This is a genomic window from Zobellia uliginosa, assembly GCF_018860745.1.
GTDB classification, from domain to species: Bacteria; Bacteroidota; Bacteroidia; order Flavobacteriales; family Flavobacteriaceae; genus Zobellia; species Zobellia uliginosa_B.
Map to the genome: position 1 here is coordinate 873,126 of NZ_JAHKPY010000003.1, position 20,328 is coordinate 893,453.

General features: G+C 35.5%; 18 protein-coding genes and 1 tRNA gene. 14 read left to right on the plus strand and 5 right to left on the minus strand.

The window, feature by feature from the left end; genetic code table 11:
- Nucleotides 1-16 precede the first annotated feature (16 nt).
- Both KO521_RS07525 and KO521_RS07530 read right to left on the minus strand, forming a co-directional pair.
- Nucleotides 17-877, minus strand: a complete 861-nt coding sequence (locus KO521_RS07525) for a sigma-70 family RNA polymerase sigma factor (RefSeq protein ID WP_215939280.1) — start codon at nucleotides 875-877, stop codon at nucleotides 17-19.
- Nucleotides 878-1,136: 259 nt separating this feature from the next.
- Nucleotides 1,137-1,697 carry a DUF4494 domain-containing protein gene (locus tag KO521_RS07530; RefSeq protein ID WP_215939281.1) on the minus strand — a complete coding sequence of 187 codons (561 nt, stop codon included), beginning with the start codon at nucleotides 1,695-1,697 and terminating at the stop codon, nucleotides 1,137-1,139.
- Nucleotides 1,698-1,985: 288 nt separating this feature from the next.
- Here KO521_RS07530 and KO521_RS07535 point away from each other — a divergent pair, with 288 nt between their 5' ends.
- From KO521_RS07535 to KO521_RS07560, 6 genes are all read left to right on the plus strand, one after another.
- Entirely contained in the window at nucleotides 1,986-2,348 is a 363-nt protein-coding gene (locus tag KO521_RS07535) for a hypothetical protein (RefSeq protein ID WP_215939282.1), read from the plus strand.
- A gap of 18 nt (nucleotides 2,349-2,366) precedes the next feature.
- A tRNA-Cys gene (locus tag KO521_RS07540) sits at nucleotides 2,367-2,437 on the plus strand.
- 352 nt (nucleotides 2,438-2,789) lie between these two features.
- Nucleotides 2,790-3,122, plus strand: coding sequence for an HPF/RaiA family ribosome-associated protein (locus tag KO521_RS07545; RefSeq protein WP_215939283.1), 333 nt, complete (start codon nucleotides 2,790-2,792; stop codon nucleotides 3,120-3,122).
- A 275-nt stretch (nucleotides 3,123-3,397) separates the two neighbouring features.
- Nucleotides 3,398-4,714 carry a sensor histidine kinase gene (locus tag KO521_RS07550; protein ID WP_215939284.1) on the plus strand — a complete coding sequence of 439 codons (1,317 nt, stop codon included), beginning with the start codon at nucleotides 3,398-3,400 and terminating at the stop codon, nucleotides 4,712-4,714.
- 116 nt (nucleotides 4,715-4,830) lie between these two features.
- Entirely contained in the window at nucleotides 4,831-6,084 is a 1,254-nt protein-coding gene (locus KO521_RS07555) for a putative glycoside hydrolase (protein WP_215939285.1), read from the plus strand.
- Nucleotides 6,085-6,207: 123 nt separating this feature from the next.
- Nucleotides 6,208-8,025: a pyruvate kinase gene (locus KO521_RS07560; RefSeq protein ID WP_215939286.1), complete on the plus strand. Its 1,818-nt coding sequence runs from the start codon at nucleotides 6,208-6,210 to the stop codon at nucleotides 8,023-8,025.
- 107 nt (nucleotides 8,026-8,132) lie between these two features.
- On the opposite strand, the gene KO521_RS07565 is transcribed toward KO521_RS07560, so the two are convergent.
- Entirely contained in the window at nucleotides 8,133-8,996 is an 864-nt protein-coding gene (locus KO521_RS07565; RefSeq protein WP_215939287.1) for an outer membrane beta-barrel protein, read from the minus strand.
- A 721-nt stretch (nucleotides 8,997-9,717) separates the two neighbouring features.
- Here KO521_RS07565 and KO521_RS07570 point away from each other — a divergent pair.
- Both KO521_RS07570 and KO521_RS07575 read left to right on the plus strand, forming a co-directional pair.
- Entirely contained in the window at nucleotides 9,718-10,641 is a 924-nt protein-coding gene (locus KO521_RS07570) for a hypothetical protein (RefSeq protein WP_215939288.1), read from the plus strand.
- A gap of 102 nt (nucleotides 10,642-10,743) precedes the next feature.
- A complete protein-coding gene (locus tag KO521_RS07575) occupies nucleotides 10,744-11,523 on the plus strand; it encodes a hypothetical protein (RefSeq protein WP_215939289.1) in 780 nt (259 codons plus the stop codon).
- Nucleotides 11,524-11,558: 35 nt separating this feature from the next.
- On the opposite strand, the gene KO521_RS07580 is transcribed toward KO521_RS07575, so the two are convergent.
- On the minus strand, nucleotides 11,559-13,583 hold the full coding sequence (locus KO521_RS07580) for an NADPH-dependent 2,4-dienoyl-CoA reductase (RefSeq protein WP_215939290.1): 2,025 nt from the start codon (nucleotides 13,581-13,583) through the stop codon (nucleotides 11,559-11,561).
- A gap of 475 nt (nucleotides 13,584-14,058) precedes the next feature.
- Here KO521_RS07580 and KO521_RS07585 point away from each other — a divergent pair, with 475 nt between their 5' ends.
- The 3 genes from KO521_RS07585 to KO521_RS07595 all read left to right on the plus strand — a co-directional run bounded on the left by KO521_RS07585 (nucleotide 14,059) and on the right by KO521_RS07595 (nucleotide 15,322).
- The gene (locus tag KO521_RS07585) at nucleotides 14,059-14,568 is read left to right on the plus strand and encodes a dual specificity protein phosphatase family protein (RefSeq protein WP_215939291.1); all 510 of its coding nucleotides are present in this window, start codon (nucleotides 14,059-14,061) and stop codon (nucleotides 14,566-14,568) included.
- Nucleotides 14,569-14,760: 192 nt separating this feature from the next.
- On the plus strand, nucleotides 14,761-14,925 hold the full coding sequence (locus KO521_RS07590; protein WP_215939292.1) for a Lacal_2735 family protein: 165 nt from the start codon (nucleotides 14,761-14,763) through the stop codon (nucleotides 14,923-14,925).
- Between the two features lie 55 nt (nucleotides 14,926-14,980).
- Nucleotides 14,981-15,322: a DoxX family protein gene (locus tag KO521_RS07595; protein WP_252729922.1), complete on the plus strand. Its 342-nt coding sequence runs from the start codon at nucleotides 14,981-14,983 to the stop codon at nucleotides 15,320-15,322.
- A gap of 2 nt (nucleotides 15,323-15,324) precedes the next feature.
- Here KO521_RS07595 and KO521_RS07600 read toward each other — a convergent pair whose 3' ends face one another.
- Nucleotides 15,325-15,687 carry a DoxX family protein gene (locus KO521_RS07600; RefSeq protein ID WP_252729923.1) on the minus strand — a complete coding sequence of 121 codons (363 nt, stop codon included), beginning with the start codon at nucleotides 15,685-15,687 and terminating at the stop codon, nucleotides 15,325-15,327.
- A gap of 99 nt (nucleotides 15,688-15,786) precedes the next feature.
- Between KO521_RS07600 and KO521_RS07605 the strand changes: the two genes are divergently transcribed.
- The 3 genes from KO521_RS07605 to KO521_RS07610 all read left to right on the plus strand — a co-directional run bounded on the left by KO521_RS07605 (nucleotide 15,787) and on the right by KO521_RS07610 (nucleotide 20,157).
- Nucleotides 15,787-17,025: an NAD(P)/FAD-dependent oxidoreductase gene (locus tag KO521_RS07605; RefSeq protein ID WP_215939294.1), complete on the plus strand. Its 1,239-nt coding sequence runs from the start codon at nucleotides 15,787-15,789 to the stop codon at nucleotides 17,023-17,025.
- Nucleotides 17,026-17,327: 302 nt separating this feature from the next.
- The gene (locus KO521_RS20665; protein ID WP_436801485.1) at nucleotides 17,328-17,396 is read left to right on the plus strand and encodes a hypothetical protein; all 69 of its coding nucleotides are present in this window, start codon (nucleotides 17,328-17,330) and stop codon (nucleotides 17,394-17,396) included.
- 127 nt (nucleotides 17,397-17,523) lie between these two features.
- Entirely contained in the window at nucleotides 17,524-20,157 is a 2,634-nt protein-coding gene (locus KO521_RS07610) for a hypothetical protein (protein WP_215939295.1), read from the plus strand.
- The last annotated feature ends 171 nt before the right edge of the window (nucleotides 20,158-20,328 follow it).

Here is a 20,328-nt window from a genome sequence, read left to right on the forward strand (position 1 = left end):
ATGCCATTATAAATGTTTACAAGTAAGATTTCAAAACTTCATTTTGAGATTTATTTCTAAGCATCCGTATAGCTTTTTCTCTAATTTGTCTTACCCGTTCTCTGGTGATGTCAAAGAGTTCGCCAATCTCGCTTAAACTAATAGGGGTACGTTCACCAATTCCGTAATATAGTTTAATGATTTCACTCTCTCTATTGGGTAACGTACTTAGTACTTGTTCAATATCCGTTCTTAGGGAGTCCATAATCATATTGGCATCCGGGCTAGTTGCGTCATTTGATGCAATTACATCATACAGACTGGAAGATTCACCTTCTTCAAAAGGTGCATCCATAGACAAATGTTTTCCTGAATTTTTTATGGCAACCTTAACCTGTGCTGCGCTCATATCTAATTCCCTTGCAATCTCAATAGCACTAGGTGGTCTTTGGTAAGATTGTTCCAATGTAGAAAATACTTTATTGATTTTGCTGATTTCACCAATTTTATTCAAAGGTATACGTACCATTCTAGAGTGGTTTGAAATAGCCTGTAGAATAGCTTGGCGTATCCACCATACGGCATAAGAGATAAACTTAAAACCACGTGTTTCGTCAAAACGTTTAGCAGCTTTTACCAATCCAATATTTCCTTCATTTATTAAATCCGAAAGTCGTAAACCACTTCCTTGATACTGTTTTGCTGTAGAAACTACAAAGCGTAAATTGGCGTTTACTAATTTATTAAGGGCAATCTGATCTCCATTACGTATTCTTCGGGTCAATTCTACCTCCTCGTCTGCGGTAATCATATCAATTTTAGATATTTCTTGAAAATACTTTTCTAAGGATTTAGTGTCTCTGTTTGTAATTTGTTTGGTGATCTTAAGTTGCCTCATATATTTATTTTATTTTTAAATTGTATCTATATTATACGATTTTATTTATGATAATCCTAACGATATTTCATTTTCTTTAATTATTTAGCAAAGAAATCTATAACTTCGATTTTTAATTTATACATGAGTTGCTACTTGAAAAAAGGATTGGGAAGAGGAGGGTAGTTTAAAAAAACAAGGTCTACTAATGATTATCATTAAAAATAAAAAGGTTGCCTACGTATAGGCAACCTTTTTAAAATATTTGTAGTTATATAACTTATTTTTCTTCCGAAGAAAGAACATCGGCCATTTCCAGCTCTTCTTTCATCTCTAAATTCACGGGAACCGAATCCTTTAAGGCATTAAATTTTTCCAAACGTGCCATATCGTCTTCTTCACCTGAAAAATAAGGAAAAACGTCCATGATAGGAGATTCGGAAATAGCGGGTATAGTATATTCACCCATCGTATCTTTCATAACACTTACTGTATTATCATATGCCTCCTTTACATCGTTGGCCTGTACCAAAAGATACATATTAGTCTTACGCTCTTTACCACTTTCTTCATCAAAAGCAATCAAAGATACCCGAGATTTAAACCATCTATCGGAATTTTCAAAAGGATGTATTTCTGCGTAATTGGCTACTTTTATATTGGTGATTTTAATTTCCTCGGTATCACTTAAATAAACCGACATTTCTTCGGTAATCCTACTTTCGGCCTCGGTATAAGAAATGGCATCCACCAAAAACGGTTCGGTCTTTACCTTTTGCGTGCCCGATGTTTCATCAAGTTTTCTATATTTTACTTTACATTCATACCACGTTGCACTCATATATTTTGTTTTAAGGGTACCAAATATAGGGGTAAGCAATAGCTCAAAATGCCAAAAAAAGGAATAGATATTCACAATTTAGAATTGAGTTTTATATTGCTTTTAGCATGAGGGAGTTAGCTTTTTAACCGTCATCAATTTGTGAGTGGAAATACGATAATGAAAAGATAAACGTTTTTATAATTCTTAACAGTAAGAGAATGTCAAAGTTTAAATAAAAGAGTATTAACTTTGCCGGATAATTGGTTTGTCAATAAAGATATTATCCAATTGACACGAAGTTATACCATGGAAAAAACAGAATTTTTTGAAAAAAATATCTTCCAGAATCTAAAAAACCTTAATGATGGTTTTGATTCCGATAGCATAAATTATTTCTCTGAGGCACATTTTGAAACGGTCTTAGAACGAATAGAGAAGTTTGGGATTGGTGTTTACGAGATCAAACCAAGAGCTAAAGAAGATTTTTTGGATGTTAAGGTAAATGAAGATTATAGAAAAAAAGCTACAGATGCCAAATGGTACAGAAGAGCGTTTATAGATTTCAAAAAACAACAGGCAGACCTAAAATATTCAGCAACCTATAAAGTTTCTGAAAAATTATTGAACAGACAAAGTTCTGAAGACGGTGCAGAACTTAGTGAAAAATAAATGGAAGTAGAATTTTATGGCATTGTGGCTGAATGGCTAGGCAAGACTCCGCAAGAGTCTTTATAATGGTTCGAATCCATTCGATGCCTCAAGGATTTTTTAATACAAAACAGGAATGTCTTATATCTCCTGTTTTTTTTGGTTTTAGAAGTAGATATAAAATTTATCACAAAAAATATGTTGTAAAATATTTTCTAAGATTCATATGTATTTAATAATCAACAATATCACTTCCACACATTAGTATCAGTTGTAAGGATTTTTTCAACCAGTCTATTTACCTGATAAATGTCATCCTTTTTAAAGATTTATAGCTATATTTTTATTGTATAATCAAAAAGATATATATCAAAATAATTAGTTGATAATAAACTAAAACAGTAGAAATAAGAACAAAGAAGAGAAGCTTAGAACCAATTACTTAAACTAAAAACATAAATAATGAAAGTACTATTCAACACAGACAAAACGATAAGCGGTAGTGAAAAAGGACAACATTATTTCACTTCTATGGTGGAAGAAAGACTACGTAATTATGAAGCGGATATTACCCGAGTAGAAGTACACCTATCCGATGAAAATGGAAAAAAAGAAGGACCTAATGACGTACGTTGTTTGTTGGAAACAAGAATAGGCGGAAGACAGCCTTTGGCAGTTTCATCACAAGCCAATACGGTTGAACACGCTTTATCTACAGCTATAGATAAGCTTTCTGCAACATTAGAAACTACGCTAGGCAAAATGCACAGTCATAAAAAACAGGTTAAAATATAGAAGAAAGACTTTTATTTTTCTAAGTATAGAATAATCCTTTCATTGATTTGAAAGGATTATTTTTTTGATTCTACTTGAAGCGTACTGGAACCAATTTAAATGTACGTTTAAGAATAAAATCAAAAAATCTGTATTTTTAAATAACAGAAGGAACTATTAATATTTTTTTATCGTTAAAATTATATGTAAGTTTTAAGCTACAAAATGACCGGTTGTGCCCATGTAATTTATTTTAGGCTTACATAATAGAATTTAAAAACCAACACGCAGATACTATGAGCAAACTTTCAACGCATAAGGAACCGGATAAGGATACGAATTTAATTCAGTTAGAAAAGGATAGAATCATAGAAAGACAACTGCGTTTTCAAAATCTTTTAATCAATATTTCTACCAAGTACATTAATTCCGATTTATCGGATATTGATACATTAACACGTACGTCATTACAGCAGATTGGTGAATTTGTAGAATCTGACAGAAGCTATATTTTTTCTTATGACTTTGTGAATAATACCACTTCCAACACCTATGAATGGTGCTCTAAGGGAATAGAACCAGAAATAGATAATTTGCAAAATGTCCCTCTTGATTTTATTCCCCAATGGATTAATGCTCATAGAGACGGAAAAGCTTTTTATGTTGAAGATGTAAGTCTTTTACCTGAAGATGGAGAACATGGTTTACGAGCTGTTCTAGAGCCTCAAGGCATTAAAAGTCTTATAACCATACCAAAAATCAAAAATGGTGAATTAATAGGGTTTATAGGTTTTGACTCAGTAAAAAAAATCAACAAGTACGATGACAACGAGAAAGAAATTCTTTTTGTTATTGCTAATATGCTGGTAAATGTAGGACAGAGAAAAGAAAACGAGGAACGGTTAAAAGCGCAGGAAAAGAAAAAAGAAGAACTATTAAAAAGTCTATCGATACAAAACGAAGCTTTAAATGAATATGCCCATGTTGTTTCTCATGATTTAAAGGCTCCGTTAATAAATATTCACACGTTGGTTGGCTGGTTTAGGGACGATCATAAAGAAGCTTTGGGAGAAGAGCAAATGGTTCCTTTGGACCATGTATTGTTCAATGTTGAGAAAATGAATTTCTTGATAAAGGGAATACTAGATTACTCCACAAGTGATAGATTAGAGACTCAAGACGCTCTTTTCGATATTAATAAATTGGTTAAAGAGGTTCTAAAAACCATTTTAATTCCTGATAACATCAAAATAAACATTCAAGAAAATCTGCCTATTTTGTATGGTAATGAATGGAGGTTTAAACAGGTATTTCAAAACTTAATTCAGAATGCGATAACCTATAACGATAAAGATAAAGGGTTGGTAGAAGTTGGCGGTACGGATAAAGGCGAATGGTTCGAGTTCTATGTAAAGGATAATGGAAAGGGTATAAAATCCAATTATTTTGAGCGTATATTTAAAGTTTTTACAAAATTGGAAGTCACCAGTTCTGCCTCGGGTATTGGGCTTTCTATCGTTAAAAAAATCATTACATACTACAAGGGTTCTATTTGGTTAGAAAGTGAGGAAGGTATAGGTTCAACTTTTTATTTTACATTGCCCAAGTCCTAAATTATTCAAGTATTGATTCACTTTATAGCGTCTATTGTTTAAGGTAGAGGGTTAGGAAAACAGGGTTTATTCGTAAATCGTTACTTTTAAGATGTTTTCATTTTAAATTCCCCACTATGTCCAAACTTTTTCTTAAGCTTATTCCAATAGTCTTTCTGCTTTTTAATGTGGGCTGTAGCAAAGATAAAAATGAAAATTCAGCGGTAGAACCCGATGCTATAGAAGATATTGTTAATGACACTACAGTAAACAAGGTCAAACTATTTTGGTTGTACCTACACCATGAAGAAATCCCAGATGCATTAATAAAAACGGAAGCTCCCAGAAGAGATTTGATAGTTATGAATGCTTGGTTTCATGAATATATCAAGAAATTTAAATCGGCTAATCCAGAGATAAAAACATTGGTATATAAAGACCTGACTTCTACGAGGAGTTATGCCGTTGAAGAAGGCCTGGATAACGAATATCTTCCTACGGGAGTGGGTTTCAAATATGCAGATGAGAACCATCCCGAGTGGTTTTTAATAGACGAAAATAATAATAGACTGGAATATACAGGCTATCCAGAACATTGGCAAATGGATGTGGGTAATACGGCATACCAACAGTTATGGGCCAAACAGGTAGTGGATGAACTTGTTGCAAATGAGTGGGACGGCGTATTGATGGATAACGCTATTTATATCTTAGATACTTATCATGAAAATGTTTTTCCTAAAGATTACGAAAGCAATGAAGCGTTTCAACAGGCATATGAATCCATTTTAAGCACTATCTACAAAAGGCTTAAGGTAGATAATAAAATAGGTGTTGCTAATGTAACGGATACTCGTTTACATCCCGGAGTTTGGGAAAGCTATATGCAACATCTAGATGGTGGCCTGGATGAATGGTGGCTCGTGTTCAGTAACGGAAACTACCTTTCCGATTATACAGAGGGCTTCATCCCGCAAATAAGTGAAGTGGTTACTAATGAAGCAGAGCATAAAATTACCCTTGTACAGCCCCATAGTTCCTTATCTGACGAACAAGGTTTTTACTATGCCTTTGCCAGCTATTGGCTTGTTAATGATGGGAACACTTATTTTTCAGAACAAGAAATCACAGATGCTTATAATAAACCCTCGCCATGGCGGGAGGAATATACATGGAACTTTGGTAAAGCCGATGCCCCTTATTTCCAAATTGAAAGTGGGGTCTACAGACGAGATTTTTCGCAGGCAATCGTGTTGGTAAATGCCAACGAAACTGGTACTATCTCTTTAAGTCTTGATTCTATCTACTTGAATGAAAAAGGGGAAGAAGTTACATCCATAACTCTAAAAGGCTTGCATGGCAGTGTTTTGAGAAAGCTTAGCGAAGAATAGGGGCAACATCAAAACGTACGTAGTTAATTTGAAAAATATAGATTTTAAGTGATAGTTGTCATAAAATAAAAAGTTGACCTTTACTATCTTTCAAGCAAAGTCAATCCCTTTATAAAACTGCACATGAACATCAATCGTAAAAAGATAGATAGCCTCATTAAAGAAATGGAAGCTATTTTGCGAAAAATCAGAAAAGAGGAAAAAAAAGCAGCACCTATTTTACGGAAAATAAACTCTCATCATAAAAAGAGTGCCATAAACCTGGTGCATTATCATAAGTTCAGAAGAGCGGATTTTAGGGAAAGTCAAAGAAAATTGGGGAATTTGGGAATGACACGTTTTGCCCGGGCTCAAGGTCATGTAGAAGATAGTTTGGTAAAAGTCTTGTATTTATTATATCGTTTGGCAGATGGTGCTCCCCCCAATTTCAAGAAGGCTAAATTATCAACTAAAAAAAGTAAAGTCCTTTTAAAACGTAATACAAAAGCATTATTTGGACCTCCTTCAAAAGGCCGCAGGGTTCGTATAATGGTTACTATGCCTTCCCATGCAGCATACGATTATAGATTGGTTTACAGTATGATTGAAAATGGTATGAACTGTGCCAGAATAAATTGTGCACATGATACACCTAAAATTTGGAAGGCTATTATTGAAAATATCAAAAAGGCTTCAGAGGAACTTGGTACTTCCGTGAAAATTGCAATGGATTTAGCAGGTCCAAAAATTAGAACCGGTATGGTGAAACCAGGGGGGCGGATAGTAAAGTTTAAACCTGATAAAGATGACGAGGGCAGGGTAATGAAACCAGTACACATAGAATTGGTTTCAAGCACAATAGAAAATATACCTTTAAAGGCGGTACCTATAGATGCAGATTGGTTAGGGCAGCTTTTACCAGATGATATAGTAAGCCTAGTAGACGACAAAAATAAATCAAGAAAACTTAAGGTAGTTAGGTCTTCAGAAAATGGAGTTATTGTAAAGTCCAACAAGCGTATACTTTTTAAAAGCAGTATGGTTTTGGAAAGTAAAAAATTGAATAAAAACGGAACTGTGGGTACTTTGCCGGAAATTCAAAAAGCGGTTAGGCTATACAAAGGCGATGTACTCGTAGTAACCAATGAAAGTATCCTAGGAAGTTCAGCTACGCTAAATGAGCAAGGTAAAATTATTGAAAAAGCTCATATTCCTTGCCAGTTTTCCGGAATATTCAAAAAAGTGCATCAAGGGGATTTGGTTTTGTTCGATGATGGTAAGATCGAAGGAACTATACAATCTGTTACTAAAGATAATTTTGAGGTTCTCATAACTAGAGCGGTAGAAAAAGGTGCTAAATTAAAGGCAGAGAAAGGCATGAATTTTCCCAACACCAATTTGGGAATCAGTGGTCTGACTTTAAAAGATAGGGAAGATTTAAAATTTGTTGCCGAGCATGCGGACATCGTTAATTTTTCTTTTGTGAACTCTAAAAAAGATGTGAGCGAACTACTGGTAGAATTAAAAAAACTAGGTGCCTTTAATAAATTAGGGATTATTTTAAAAATAGAAACCAAATTTGCTTTTTACAACTTAGAGGAGATACTTCAAGAAGCCATGCAGGCAAAGGACGTAGGGGTCATGATTGCTCGTGGCGACCTTGCCGTAGAAGCAGGTTGGCAGGATATTGGTCAAGTTCAACAAGAACTTTTATCTATATGCGGAGCAGCACATATACCGGTAATTTGGGCCACTCAAGTTTTAGAAAATCTAGCAAAAAACGGACTGCCATCCCGATCGGAAATTACAGATGTGGTTACCTCTTTAAAGTCGGAATGTGTAATGGTAAATAAAGGACCGTATATGGAAGATGTGCTTTTACTTCTAAACACCATACTTTCTAATATGGAAGACTTTCAGGAAAAGAACGAAACTATGCTACCTAAAATACGTAGACTTTAAAGTACCTTTTTTTAATCTAAATTGCACGGTCAACAGAAAATAAACAACCCCGTTAAAATTTTAAAGGGGTTGTTTATTATATACTGAAGAAATAATATTTTCTAAAACTATCGGTTTTTATTTGAACGTTTAAACGTGTAGGTGATACCGATATTGATTCCAAATGAGGAATAGGGTACTTTTTGGGATAACTTTTTAGAGTCATCTGTATTTGTGTTGGACAGCTTATCAACATATGTTGTTTTTCTAACATTACCATCGGGCAAGTTGTCCAAGGAGTAGAAATTAGCTACGGCAACCGTTCCATCAGGTAAAAACTCATCGGTATTGAACTCTGAGAGTTCGGAATCTTTTCGTTTTAAACTAATCCCATAATACTCAGCTTCAACAAATAGACTTAAATTTGTGTTTAGGTCATATTTATAACCTAGAGCACCCACAAAACCTAAAGGGAAATGTCCGTGGAAATCTTCTTTATAATTGGTTTCGGAGTATGATCCCTCTGGCAAACCAAAAGCTTGTGCTTCAGCTTCTGAAAAGAGTGCTTTTCTATAAACTACTGCTTCAGTTTTCCCGCCCACTTTTAGTAAGGCGCCAAAACGACCATAGATGTTGTTGGTAAACCTATAAACTACAGAAGCAGAAGCTCCAAATGCACGTGCTCTTGCTACAGCATCTACATCTGTACTTGGCACACTAACTTTAGACACGGTTTGATCGGTTCCATTTAGGTAACCAAATGCCAAATCCGCACCAAAAGACTCATTAAAAAAATAAGTGCCTCGTATTTGAACATTGGTACCCGCACCATAACTACCGTAAGTATTTTCGGTTTCGGATACATTTACTTCTTCCCCTAGTTTCATTGTCGCGCTTCCTATGGCATAGCCGGAACTAACTGACACTTGCAGCTGTCCATAAGATATAGTGCTGATTAGAATAGCTGAACATACTGTGATTAAGTGTTTCATAATGTATAAATTATAATTTTCAAATTGAGTAAAATTTGTAGTTTCCAAAGTAAAACAAAGAATAAAGTAACGGATGGTCATTACCTCATTGCATAACCTCAGTGAGTGCTGTATTATGCCTTTATTACTTTTGTTTTAGATGGTATATCAAAGTTACTTTTTTAAGGAAAATCCCTATGTTCAGTTGTGGGTTTTAACACTGTAGCTGAAATTTATTCTAGATTACAGCGTAAAGGCTAAGAATTGAGCATTTTTAGCGTATGAAATAGGAGGGAAGTGTAATTTATTGGGAATTAAAACAACTTAGATCTTTAATCCATAAATGTTAGAATGCCATGCACTCTATAATGGCCGTGGTTGCATATAAATCAAATTATAAGTGGGTAGGAATAGCATACACCAAATAGTTGAACGCTAATCCGGATAATCTATTCTTTCTTTTCACAAAGCTTAAAATCATTAAAAATTGGGCGCCATATGGTATTAGCTAGCTAGGTACCGAACTAGTAGTAATGTTCATGATCATGGCACTCATTATCGTTACTATACCAAATAGAGCCAATTTTTAATTTGTAATTAGCTTTCTTAAGTTGGTAAAGATATAATCTGCACCTCCATTCTTTCTGCCAAATTATAAGGAAAAAATGTAATTATACTAACTTTGTTGCCTAGTCTTGGCAATTACGGCGTATCTATGAATTTGAGTATGCAAATTTGGGAAATGAAGAGGATAAGGTTTAAAGAAATATTTAGTACAACTATTGGCTATACTATTTTTATATGCCTTTTATTACTCAGTTGCACATCAACAAAAACAATAGAACAGAACACCGTTTTAGGTTTAAATAAGGATACTGTTAGGCTGAATGGTAATAGGCTTCAAAAAACAATTGCTGTAAGGGATTATGGTTTTGATGATCATCAGCATATTAGCCTGAAGTCAATTGCAAAAACATCTATTCCATCCCATACTATAGATTCATTAGTTAAGTTAGATAGTATAAAAGAGAACAAGATTTTCTCGGAAGCTCTTCGTATACCGCAGTTCGTAAACCCGAATATTTTAGACATCAAGAGTCCTGTAGCCGATAAGATTGTAGAAAATTATCTAAATAGTACCAATAAGGAGCCAGGAGGTCATTGCTTATCGGTTAGCAAAGGACGCTTTGAGCAAGCTTATAAAGAAGTTCATGGCCATTTACCATATCAAGATTTGCCGGCACGGATGGCTTCCAAATTTTACACTCCTAAACAAGTATTTAATTTACTTTATGTTTCTGCATCGGATACGGATATCGAATGGAAAAGCCTACCGGAGGAATATAGGGGCAAGGGTAATGCCGGTGCTATTGCTTATGCTGGGATGGGCACATTAGTAGATGCATCGGGAATTTGGAGTGGACGATTAAGGCCAGGTGCACTCATGCAGGTCTGGCGTTATAAAAAAGATTATGAAGAGGTGGTGAGAGGAACTGATGTAAAAAAGCTTGATCCTTACGGCCATTCGTTTATTTTTATCAGCTATGTGCGGGATGATAAAAATGAAATTATAGGACTAAGAATTGCCGATCAAGGTTTTCAAAGTTATAGGCCTATAGTCCCTAGAGATTACGAAGTTTGGTGGGCGGTAAATCTTAATATTTAAAGGGAACTAAAACTATAGGGAAAGTTTAACATTATTTATGTAATTTACTGTTGAATAATACGTTACGAAAACAGAACCTTACTACTAATTTTGGTTAAATTTATGTGGATTTTTTCTTTACTTCTTACTTTTGGTTTTTCTAATAATATGGCACCTGGCCTAAGTGTATTTGAGGTTTCTAATACTATCACAGAAAATAGTTCTGTATTATCCGAAAAGAAAAATTTGGAGGAGAGAATCCTTAATGAATTCATAGTAAATACTGATAGTATCACCGTTTCTTACGCTAACTCAATAATAGATGCAGGCCAGCTTAGATTACGATTAAAAGAAGAACTCCGTTTGGGAACTATTACCTTAGATTATATAAAAACAGCTTTTGCCAATCACTTAGTGGATGATATTATACCGCATTGGTACGGTACACCTTGGAGTTTTGGCGGCCACACAGAGCAGCCTAACCAAGGTAAAATAGCATGTGGCTATTTTGTTTCTACAACGTTGCGCGATATGGGCTTACAAATCAACCGATATAAGTTAGCTCAAAAATCTCCTGTTGATGAGGCTAAAATGATCAGTTGTGGTGCGGTAATCAATAATATAGTAAAGGATACAGCGGAAAAAGCTTTTGTAGAAATAGATAGTTTAACATCAGAAGGCCTTTATTTTATAGGTTTTGATGAGGGCCATGTAGGCTATCTTCTAAAACGTAAGGGAGAGCTGTTTTTAATTCATTCCAATTACCTTGCCCCAGTATCTGTTTGTATGGAAACGCTAAAAGAATCAAGGGTTTTTAAACGTTTTTCCAAATTTCATTTGGTATCCATTTCCCATAACGAAACTTTGCTACAGCGTTGGTTGGATGAAGGAATGGTTTTGTAGAAGACCACTAACTTCTTAAGGTACATATACCTTCTTTAAATTTCTGCGGCTAATCTACAAGCCTGATTTATGGCACGTTTAGCATCTAATTCGGCAGCAACATCCGCACCACCAATTACATGTACTTTCATGCCTTTTGCTTGCAATGGTTCTAAAAGTTCTTTAAACGGTAATTGTCCTGCACAAATGATAATATTATCCACTGCAAGTATTTTTTGCTCGTCATTTTGGGTATAATGCAAACCTTCATCATCTATTTTAGTATACTGCACTTCATTGATAAACTGTACTTTTTTCTTTTTCAATGTTGACCTATGAATCCAACCTGTGGTTTTACCCAGATTACCACCAAACTTACCTTTGCTGCGCTTAAACATAAATATTTCTCTAGGCGAGGGATGTATTTCCGGTTGTATGTTCTCAATACCACTACGAGCTTCTAAAGTCTTATCAATTCCCCATTCTTTAAGCCAAGCATCTATATTTAAGGCCGTACTTTCCCCTTCATGGGCTAAATATTCAGATACATCAAAACCAATTCCGCCTGCACCAATAACTGCAACACGCTTGCCAACCGGTTTTTTAAATTTTAAAACGTCAATATAGTTTAGGACTTTGGGGTGGTCAACACCCTCAATTTTAGGAGTTCTTGGTTTTATTCCGGTCGCTACAATTACTTCATCAAAATTGCCATTTTTCAGGTCTTCTGCAGTAACTCTAGTATTCAATTTTACAGTTACATTATGTAGCTCTAGTTGTTTGTTAAAATAGCGGATAGTTTCGTAAAATTCTTCTTTGCCAGGTATTTGCTTTGCTAGGTTAAATTGGCCGCCTATTTCTTTTTCGCCATCAAAAAGTGTAACACCATGTCCACGTTGTGCGGCTACTGTAGATGCTGCCAATCCTGCCGGTCCTGCACCAACAACGGCAATTCCTTTCTTTGTTTCTGTTGGGTTATAATTAAAAACTGTCTCATGACAAGCTCTTGGGTTTACCAAACAACTAGCCACCTTACGCTGAAAAACATGGTCTAAACATGCTTGGTTACAACCAATACAAGTATTTATTTCATCCGCCTTGTTTGCTTCAGCTTTGTTGACCCACTCTGGATCTGCCAAAAAAGGTCGCGCCATTGAAATCATATCTGCATGACCTTCCGCTAAAACTTGCTCAGCAGTTTCAGGCATATTTATTCTATTAGACGTAACTAACGGAATAGATAATTCTTCTTTCATCTTATTGGTCACCCAAGTAAATGCCGCTCTAGGTACCGATGTTGCAATAGTGGGTATACGGGCTTCATGCCAGCCTACTCCTGTATTTATAATGGTGGCACCCGCTTTTTCTATTTCTTTACCCAAGGCTACCACTTCTTGCCAAGTGCTTCCCTTTTCTACCAAATCTAACATTGATAAGCGATAGATAATAATAAAATCTTGACCAACGGCTTCACGTGTTTGCTTCACTAATTCAATTGGTAAACGCATTCGGTTTTCATAGCTGCCACCATAATTATCGGTACGTTTATTAGTTCTTTCTGCAATAAATTGATTAATTAGATATCCTTCGGAACCCATAATTTCTACGCCATCATAACCCGCTAGTTTTGAAAGTTTAGCAGAGTTTACAAAATCACGTATGGTACGGTTAATACCAGATTTATTGAGCTTAAATGGTTTAAAGGGGGAGATGGGAGATTTTATAGCAGATGGAGCCACAGCAAAAGGATGATAGCCGTACCTCCCGGCATGTAGTATTTGCATACAAATTTTACCACCTTCTTTGTGCACGGCATCAGTAATGACCTTGTGATGTTTCGCATGCTTTTTAGAGCTCATGCGAGCAGAGAAAGGACCTGTCCAACCTTGCACATTGGGCGCTATACCGCCGGTTACGATTAATCCGACTCCGCCTTTTGCCCGTTCGGCATAATATGCGGCAATTTTATCTATACCATTTTTTTCCTCTTCCAGTCCGGTATGCATAGAACCCATTAAAATTCGATTCTTCAAGGTGGTAAAACCTAAATCCAAAGGCTCAAATATATGCTTGTACTTCATCTTATTAATTGTTTATTCAATTTACTATGCATGCATAATAGTTGAAGATACGTTTTTATTTTTTTATACCTAGAAATCCAAGCACTTTTTCTAGCAATAAAAGACTGAGTAATGAAATACGTATTCAATTATATCCTTTTCATTATTTGTGTATAAGCTTCTGGAATTTGTATGGAGATAATTGCTTAGCGCTGTATTTTTTACCGTTATCGCTTTATCAAATTTAACTATTACAGAAGAATTCAATATCGAAATCTTCCCAAGAGCGTATTGAATGCAGTAAACTTTATCAGAAGTTTATGACCGCAAGTTTGCCTGTAGTATGAGCAATTATTTAAATTGTATTTGAAATCACGCGGACATACAATTAAGCTATAAAAACTTTAGAATTTAATATATGCAGATGCCTCAAAAATTCTATTATCTAATTATTTTTTCTTTTTTATCATTTGCTTTTTTATCACCCCCAACACCTATGCAGGAATATACCCTAGAGAAAATTAAATCCAAACACCTCACTAATTTTTATAAACTAAACGATAGTGTATATCGCTCAGAACAACCTTCAAAAAAAGGGATGAGAGAGTTAGAGGCTATGGGCATAAAATCAATCTTAAATTTAAGACGAAGAAAAACGGACGAAAAGAAAATCAAAGGTCTTGACCTACAATTAAAACGTATACCGTTAAAAGCGGCTACGGTAGATTTTGATGATTTATTTACGGTTTTAAATAGTATGCAACAAGCCAAAAAACCGGTTCTCATTCACTGCTGGCATGGTTCTGACCGGACAGGCGTTATCATTGCCGCCCATAGAATGGTTTTTGAAAACTGGAGCAAAGATAAAGCGATTGCTGAATTCATCAGTAAACCATTGGGACATCATAGAATTAGGTTTCATAACTTGGTAACCTTACTTGAAACTCTAGATGTTGAATTGCTCAGGAATAAATTAAAGCAAGAATATATGTCTTCCAAGCAATAGCTTAGCAAATCCTGTGATTGTAATTATTCTAACTGTTACTTGACCCCAAAAGTAGGTATTACGCTAAGCATTGGTAGTAAGCTACCTTTTATACAACAGGTTATTTTGTTTAACGATATATAATAATAGTTAAACATTATGTATCTTTGCGTTAACTAATACCAGATACCTTTAATTTAAATACATAAAACTATGTTTGCAATATTTAAAAAAAAGTCAGAGAAAGATAAATTGCGTATTCAATATGAAAAGCTATTAAAAGAGGCACACTTATTATCTACAACAAATAGAAAAATGAGTGATCAAAAAGCTTATGAAGCCGATGAAATAATGAAAAGAATAGAAAAATTAGTTTAATTAATTTAATTGAGGTTTTAATCCTCTAGCACATATTAATATGACTCTTCTAGGGATGGCCATAATTGTTTCAAGTAGTGCTTTCTTATATTATGGTGTAGAATGCTTGTTCTCTCAAAAACTAAAAGATGAGTTTATTAGATTTGGCTTAAAGCAGCAAAGGATTCTCACAGCCTATCTACAACTTTTCGGTGCGATTGGATTAATAATCGGTTATTTTTTTTCGCCTCTACTAACTTTTTTAGCTGCCGCAGGATTAACCCTTTTAATGCTACTGGGATTTGCTGTTAGAATAAAAATTAAAGACAGTTTACTAGACTCATTACCATCTTTGGTATTGGCATTTGTAAATCTATTTATAGCCGTAGGTTGCTATCAAGAAACTATTGCGTTGTAATTCTATACAAAGGCAATAAACAAGCATAATACTAAAAATAGTGCGGCTGGAAAAGATTTAAATAAAGGATCTTTTATTTTAATGTGCATGGCTATTGATCCTAATAAAAAAGTGGCTAGACCCAAGGCTGCCGGTTGTTTTACTATAGGAAACCAAATAGCAACCAACAGTAATATGGCAAGTGTTACCTTAAAAAATCCAACTATATAGCATACCTGCCTAGACAATCCATAAGCTTCAAATTCCTCTATTATGGTTTTTGCCTTTCCGCCACGCCATTTAGTCGCCGTTTTATTTTGTACCAGCCACACATTTAGAATACTTAAACCAACAATAATTTGAAAAGCGATTATTAGATAATTCATGATTGATATAGATTTGTAAACCAATTGCTTACATTAATTACTATCAAAAATACAAATTTTGTTTACATTTATATAAAATTAGTTAAACAAAAATACAGGGTGAATAAAAAAGATTACAGAATACATATAATTGGTGCCGGAATTAGTGGTTTAATAGCGGCAACCGTACTAGAACAGAAGGGATATTCTCCCGTAATATTTGAAACTACCTACAGAGTAGGCGGTAGAGTCAAAACAGATATCATTAGCGGGTATCAGTTAGATCACGGATTTCAAGTATTGTTGACCGCATATCCTGCCGCTAAGAAATATCTTGATTATGAGGCTTTGGAGTTACAAAATTTCCTGCCAGGGGCCTCCATTTTTAAAAATGGAAAACAAGAGGTAATTGGTGATCCTATGAGAGATGTCTCTCTATTATTTTCTACACTTGCAGCTAACATTGGTACTGTTGCGGATAAATTAAAAATTCTGAAACTTAATATTAACCTAAAGAAAAAAACAATAGCTGAAATTTTTTCGGATAAAGAGCAAAGTACATTTTCTTATTTGAAAGAATTGGATTTCTCTTCTGATATAATAAACGATTTCTTTAAACCTTTTTTTAGCGGGATTTTTCTTGAAGACAAACTAGAAACTTCTAGCAGAATGTTCCAATTTGTCTATAAAATGTTTGGTGAAGGTAATGCCGCATTGCCAAAGGCTGGTATTGAAGAGATTCCCAGACAACTGTTGCGTAAATTAAAAAGTACTACTTTCCATTACGATACTTTTGTTTCTTCTATTCTTGATAGTAAAATAGTGCTTGCCGACGGGCAAGAAATAGAGAGCGATTTCACAATTATCGCCACAGACGCCAGTAACTTGGTTCCAAACTTAAAAACAAAACCCATAGCTTGGCAAAGTTGCGATACCTTATGTTTTGAGACGGAAAAAAGAACAATCAATAAACCCTTAATCGGATTAATCCCTTTTCAAGATACGATTATCAATAATATCTTTTATTACACAAGTTTAAAAACCAAGGTAAGCGCTGGTAAAGAATTACTTTCCGTTACAGTGGTGAACAACCAAGGTTTATCGGGAAAGGCCTTAATAGACCGAGTGCAACAGGAGTTAACTAAATTTTGTGGTATTACTACTAGTACTTTTATTAAACACTACAGCATACCTAAGTCGCTACCAAAACTAAGCGAGCTGCATTATGATATTTCCCCATCAGATACACGTTTAACAAAGAATATCTATTTAGCCGGAGATATACAACTTAACGGCTCTTTGAATGCTGCCATTATAGCTGGTGAAAAAGCCGCTCTTGGCGTTATAGAAAATTTATAGGTTTGCTTTGGTCAGAAGTATCAGGAACGGATAATCAACAAGCTAATATCCAGCAAATAGGAGGGAAGTGTAATACCTTTGGAACAGCGTATTACGCAAATACACCAAAAAGAATTCAACAGTTGCAGTAATTTTGTAATTGACGTATTTCAACTAAATTCAGAATATTACTAGAGAAAATTTAACATTTACCTCAAGACCGAATTACAGATCAAGACCAGTTCATTGACTGTTTAGAAGGCATACCTGATATAGAAAACGAAAAGATCACCGAAGCACAACAAAGCTAAAGGCAGTTAGCTATGGAATATGGCATAGCAAGTATTTACAAAACATGTGACACCATAGAAGGTTTAGAAGATAATCTGTAAAACAAAAAAAAACTACTTAATATTGCACTACTGCTTTATATAAAGCAATAATAAACTAAAAACAAGCTCGTTAGATTAATACGGAGAGTAAGTTTACACTTGTTCAGCTATCCCCTAAATCTTAGAGATGACGTTAAGTTTTAAATTATTTAAGAGGATATTTATTATTCTTTTCATTTGTTCTACTATTTTTTCTGCCTGTAAAAAAGATAATGATTTAGAATTATCTGGAAATACGGAAAAAACTGAAATCCTTCCAAAAGATAATGACGGGTTGGTGGATGATCTTGATCCAAATCCGTTTAATTCTGATAGTGATGGTGATGGTATCCCTGATGGTATGGACGTAGACCCAGATGGTGATGGCACCAATGATAATGGCACGGACACTGATGGAGATGGTATTAATGATGCTTCCGATGCAGATCAAACAGGAGGTACAGATTCCGATTCGGATGGTATAGATGACGCCATTTTAGATCCCACCGATAATGATAATGACGATTTACAAGATGATTTAGATCCTGATTCTAACGATTCTGATACCGATGATGACGGTATTAATGATGGATCGGATGTAGATACAAATGGTGATGGTATTGATGATAATGGTATTGATAGTGATAATGATGGTATTAATGATAATTCAGATGATCAAACAAATTTAGGAGGAATGATTGCTTTTAGGCAAGCTGGCCCTATTGGTGGAGGTTATCCAAATGTGGTTACTTGGGATCCTAATGTGCCAGGTAAAATCTATTATGGATCTGATATTGGAGGGACGGGTAGATCTACTAATTATGGAAAAGATTTTGAGTCGGTAGGTCGTGGTCTTGGTTATGAAGAATCACATCAAAAGATAGCTGCCCTTAATGCTGTAAATGTTAATGGTTCTACCGTAATCGTTGGCGGAACAGGTTTTAAAGGTACAGGTGGCGAGGTTATTTCTTCGTCTAACGGTGGTGATACTTGGCATCATGATTCATCGGAAATTTCTTTTTCTGCCCAGAACAGTAATGCTCCTTTACCTACAGGTAGACCCCGTTCTACCGATCCCAGTTTAATTCAGTGGGTAAGTGGGTCCACTTGGGTTGCCGGCACCTATAAAGATGGCGTATGGATTTCTACAAATGATAGAACCAGCTGGAGCAAAATAGATGTATTTACAGGGGATGTATTTGTACGTGCCATGGCCATGTCGCCCGATGATGCTAACACCGTTTATGTTGGCTTATGGGGAGATGATACTTCTATTCAAAATAAAGGACTTTGGAAAATCAGCAATTTAGATGGAAATCCGTCAGCAAGTAAGGTCAACGGTATTCCAGATGTTGTAGAGTCTATCGTGGTTCTAGGCAATAGAATGTACTTGGCATGTGGTGAATACGGAGTACGAAGATATGTCCCTTCAAACAGTAATTTAAACGATATTACAGGTGACATAGGTACCACTGTAATGTCTACCGCCATACACGGTGTTGCGGGAACCTGGAATACAGATAGAATAGTAGTTGGTACTGCAGAAGGCAATGGCGATGTTTGGATGTCTGATGATAGTGGTACTACTTGGACGAATACCACATCATCCGGTGTTGCTATTAATCCGTGGGGCAGTAGTAATGACCTTATTGTTTTTGATAGTCACCCAAGTTGGGCCATAGGAAAATCGAACTGTGACATTGCTACCATACAAGTTTCTCCTCATGATCCAGATGCCTGGGTGGTATGTGCTACTTCCGCTATTTGGACCACGGTAGATGCCGGTGCAACTTGGAAACCTGCAAACGGTTTTCAAATACTGACCTTTCGTGATGTTGAAATTAGTGCTACAGGTGTTATAGCTGCCGGTAATGTGGATCACGATGTGGTCTTGTCTATTGACGGTGGATCGGAATGGAATGCAGTAGGATTAGGAGGTGTCACAACAGGTCACGGACTCAATTTTTCTCCCAATGGTACTGAATTGGCCTTTGGTGATGGTGAACGTGATAATAATATTGAAGCGGGTAAACTAGCGGTTGTTTCTTCTCCAAATACACCAACTTCGCCTGCACTTAATGAAGTGAACAATCCCGCTGCTCCTAAACGTATCGTGGGCTTGGCATGGATTAACTTACCTGATGGTACTGAACGTTTGGTTACCGCTATCGATAATGGAGGTATTAGAACCGTAGATCGTACCAATGGAATTTGGAGTTCATGGAATACAAGGACTACAGCATTTATGGGAGCACAAGATAATGGTCGTTTACGCTGCTCTGTAGTATCTAACGGGGCATCTACTATTTTTATCTATGATCGTAAAACCGGAGTCTGGCGAAGTACCGATTATGGAGAAAGCTGGACACAAATACTAGCAACACCTGCCGGTGAAGATCAAGGCTATTTGGCTTTTGATAGTGCCAATGATCGGTTGTACGTTTCAACACCTACTCAAGTGTTACGTATAGAAGAAGCTTCTATTTCTAGTGCCAATGCTAATCTAATGGTTCCTACCAATAATCCTGGGGCTATTGCTTTAGATTCCTATGGTCGACTTTTGGTTTTTGCAGAACCTGAAAGTGTAAACAAATCAGACACTGCATTATATAGAAATGAACAACCTGAAACCAATACTAATTCTTGGATCGATATTGCAGACGCTACGGTTAAAAGGGTAGTACCCCCTGTAACCGATATTGATGTTTCTAATGAGTTTATTGTTTTGGTAACGGCAGGTAAAGGAATGTTGGTGTCAGAAAATGATGCCCCAAATCCATAAACTATAACGTAAATTAATTTTGAATCCATCAAAGTCAATTCTCCAGCAATGTTGGTGTTCCTAGCTATTTTATTCAAAAAGACCAATAAGAGGCACATCTTATAGTTCAACTCCTGTACAAGCTTCAAAAATAGTTGATGAAATTCTAAACAATGATCTTATAAAATCGAT

What these genes read in the sequence shown, in the direction of transcription:
- KO521_RS07600 (WP_252729923.1), bottom strand. Translation starts at nt 15,687, where the DNA reads ATGAATTATCTAATAATCGCTTTTCAAATTATTGTTGGTTTAAGTATT.
- KO521_RS07575 (WP_215939289.1), top strand. Translation starts at nt 10,744, where the DNA reads ATGTGGATTTTTTCTTTACTTCTTACTTTTGGTTTTTCTAATAATATG.
- KO521_RS07530 (WP_215939281.1), bottom strand. Translation starts at nt 1,697, where the DNA reads ATGAGTGCAACGTGGTATGAATGTAAAGTAAAATATAGAAAACTTGAT.
- KO521_RS07525 (WP_215939280.1), bottom strand. Translation starts at nt 877, where the DNA reads ATGAGGCAACTTAAGATCACCAAACAAATTACAAACAGAGACACTAAA.
- KO521_RS07565 (WP_215939287.1), bottom strand. Translation starts at nt 8,996, where the DNA reads ATGAAACACTTAATCACAGTATGTTCAGCTATTCTAATCAGCACTATA.
- KO521_RS07595 (WP_252729922.1), top strand. Translation starts at nt 14,981, where the DNA reads ATGGCCATAATTGTTTCAAGTAGTGCTTTCTTATATTATGGTGTAGAA.
- KO521_RS07560 (WP_215939286.1), top strand. Translation starts at nt 6,208, where the DNA reads ATGAACATCAATCGTAAAAAGATAGATAGCCTCATTAAAGAAATGGAA.
- KO521_RS07590 (WP_215939292.1), top strand. Translation starts at nt 14,761, where the DNA reads ATGTTTGCAATATTTAAAAAAAAGTCAGAGAAAGATAAATTGCGTATT.
- KO521_RS07570 (WP_215939288.1), top strand. Translation starts at nt 9,718, where the DNA reads ATGAAGAGGATAAGGTTTAAAGAAATATTTAGTACAACTATTGGCTAT.
- KO521_RS07555 (WP_215939285.1), top strand. Translation starts at nt 4,831, where the DNA reads ATGTCCAAACTTTTTCTTAAGCTTATTCCAATAGTCTTTCTGCTTTTT.
- KO521_RS07550 (WP_215939284.1), top strand. Translation starts at nt 3,398, where the DNA reads ATGAGCAAACTTTCAACGCATAAGGAACCGGATAAGGATACGAATTTA.
- KO521_RS07610 (WP_215939295.1), top strand. Translation starts at nt 17,524, where the DNA reads ATGACGTTAAGTTTTAAATTATTTAAGAGGATATTTATTATTCTTTTC.
- KO521_RS07545 (WP_215939283.1), top strand. Translation starts at nt 2,790, where the DNA reads ATGAAAGTACTATTCAACACAGACAAAACGATAAGCGGTAGTGAAAAA.
- KO521_RS07580 (WP_215939290.1), bottom strand. Translation starts at nt 13,583, where the DNA reads ATGAAGTACAAGCATATATTTGAGCCTTTGGATTTAGGTTTTACCACC.
- KO521_RS07585 (WP_215939291.1), top strand. Translation starts at nt 14,059, where the DNA reads ATGCAGGAATATACCCTAGAGAAAATTAAATCCAAACACCTCACTAAT.
- KO521_RS07535 (WP_215939282.1), top strand. Translation starts at nt 1,986, where the DNA reads ATGGAAAAAACAGAATTTTTTGAAAAAAATATCTTCCAGAATCTAAAA.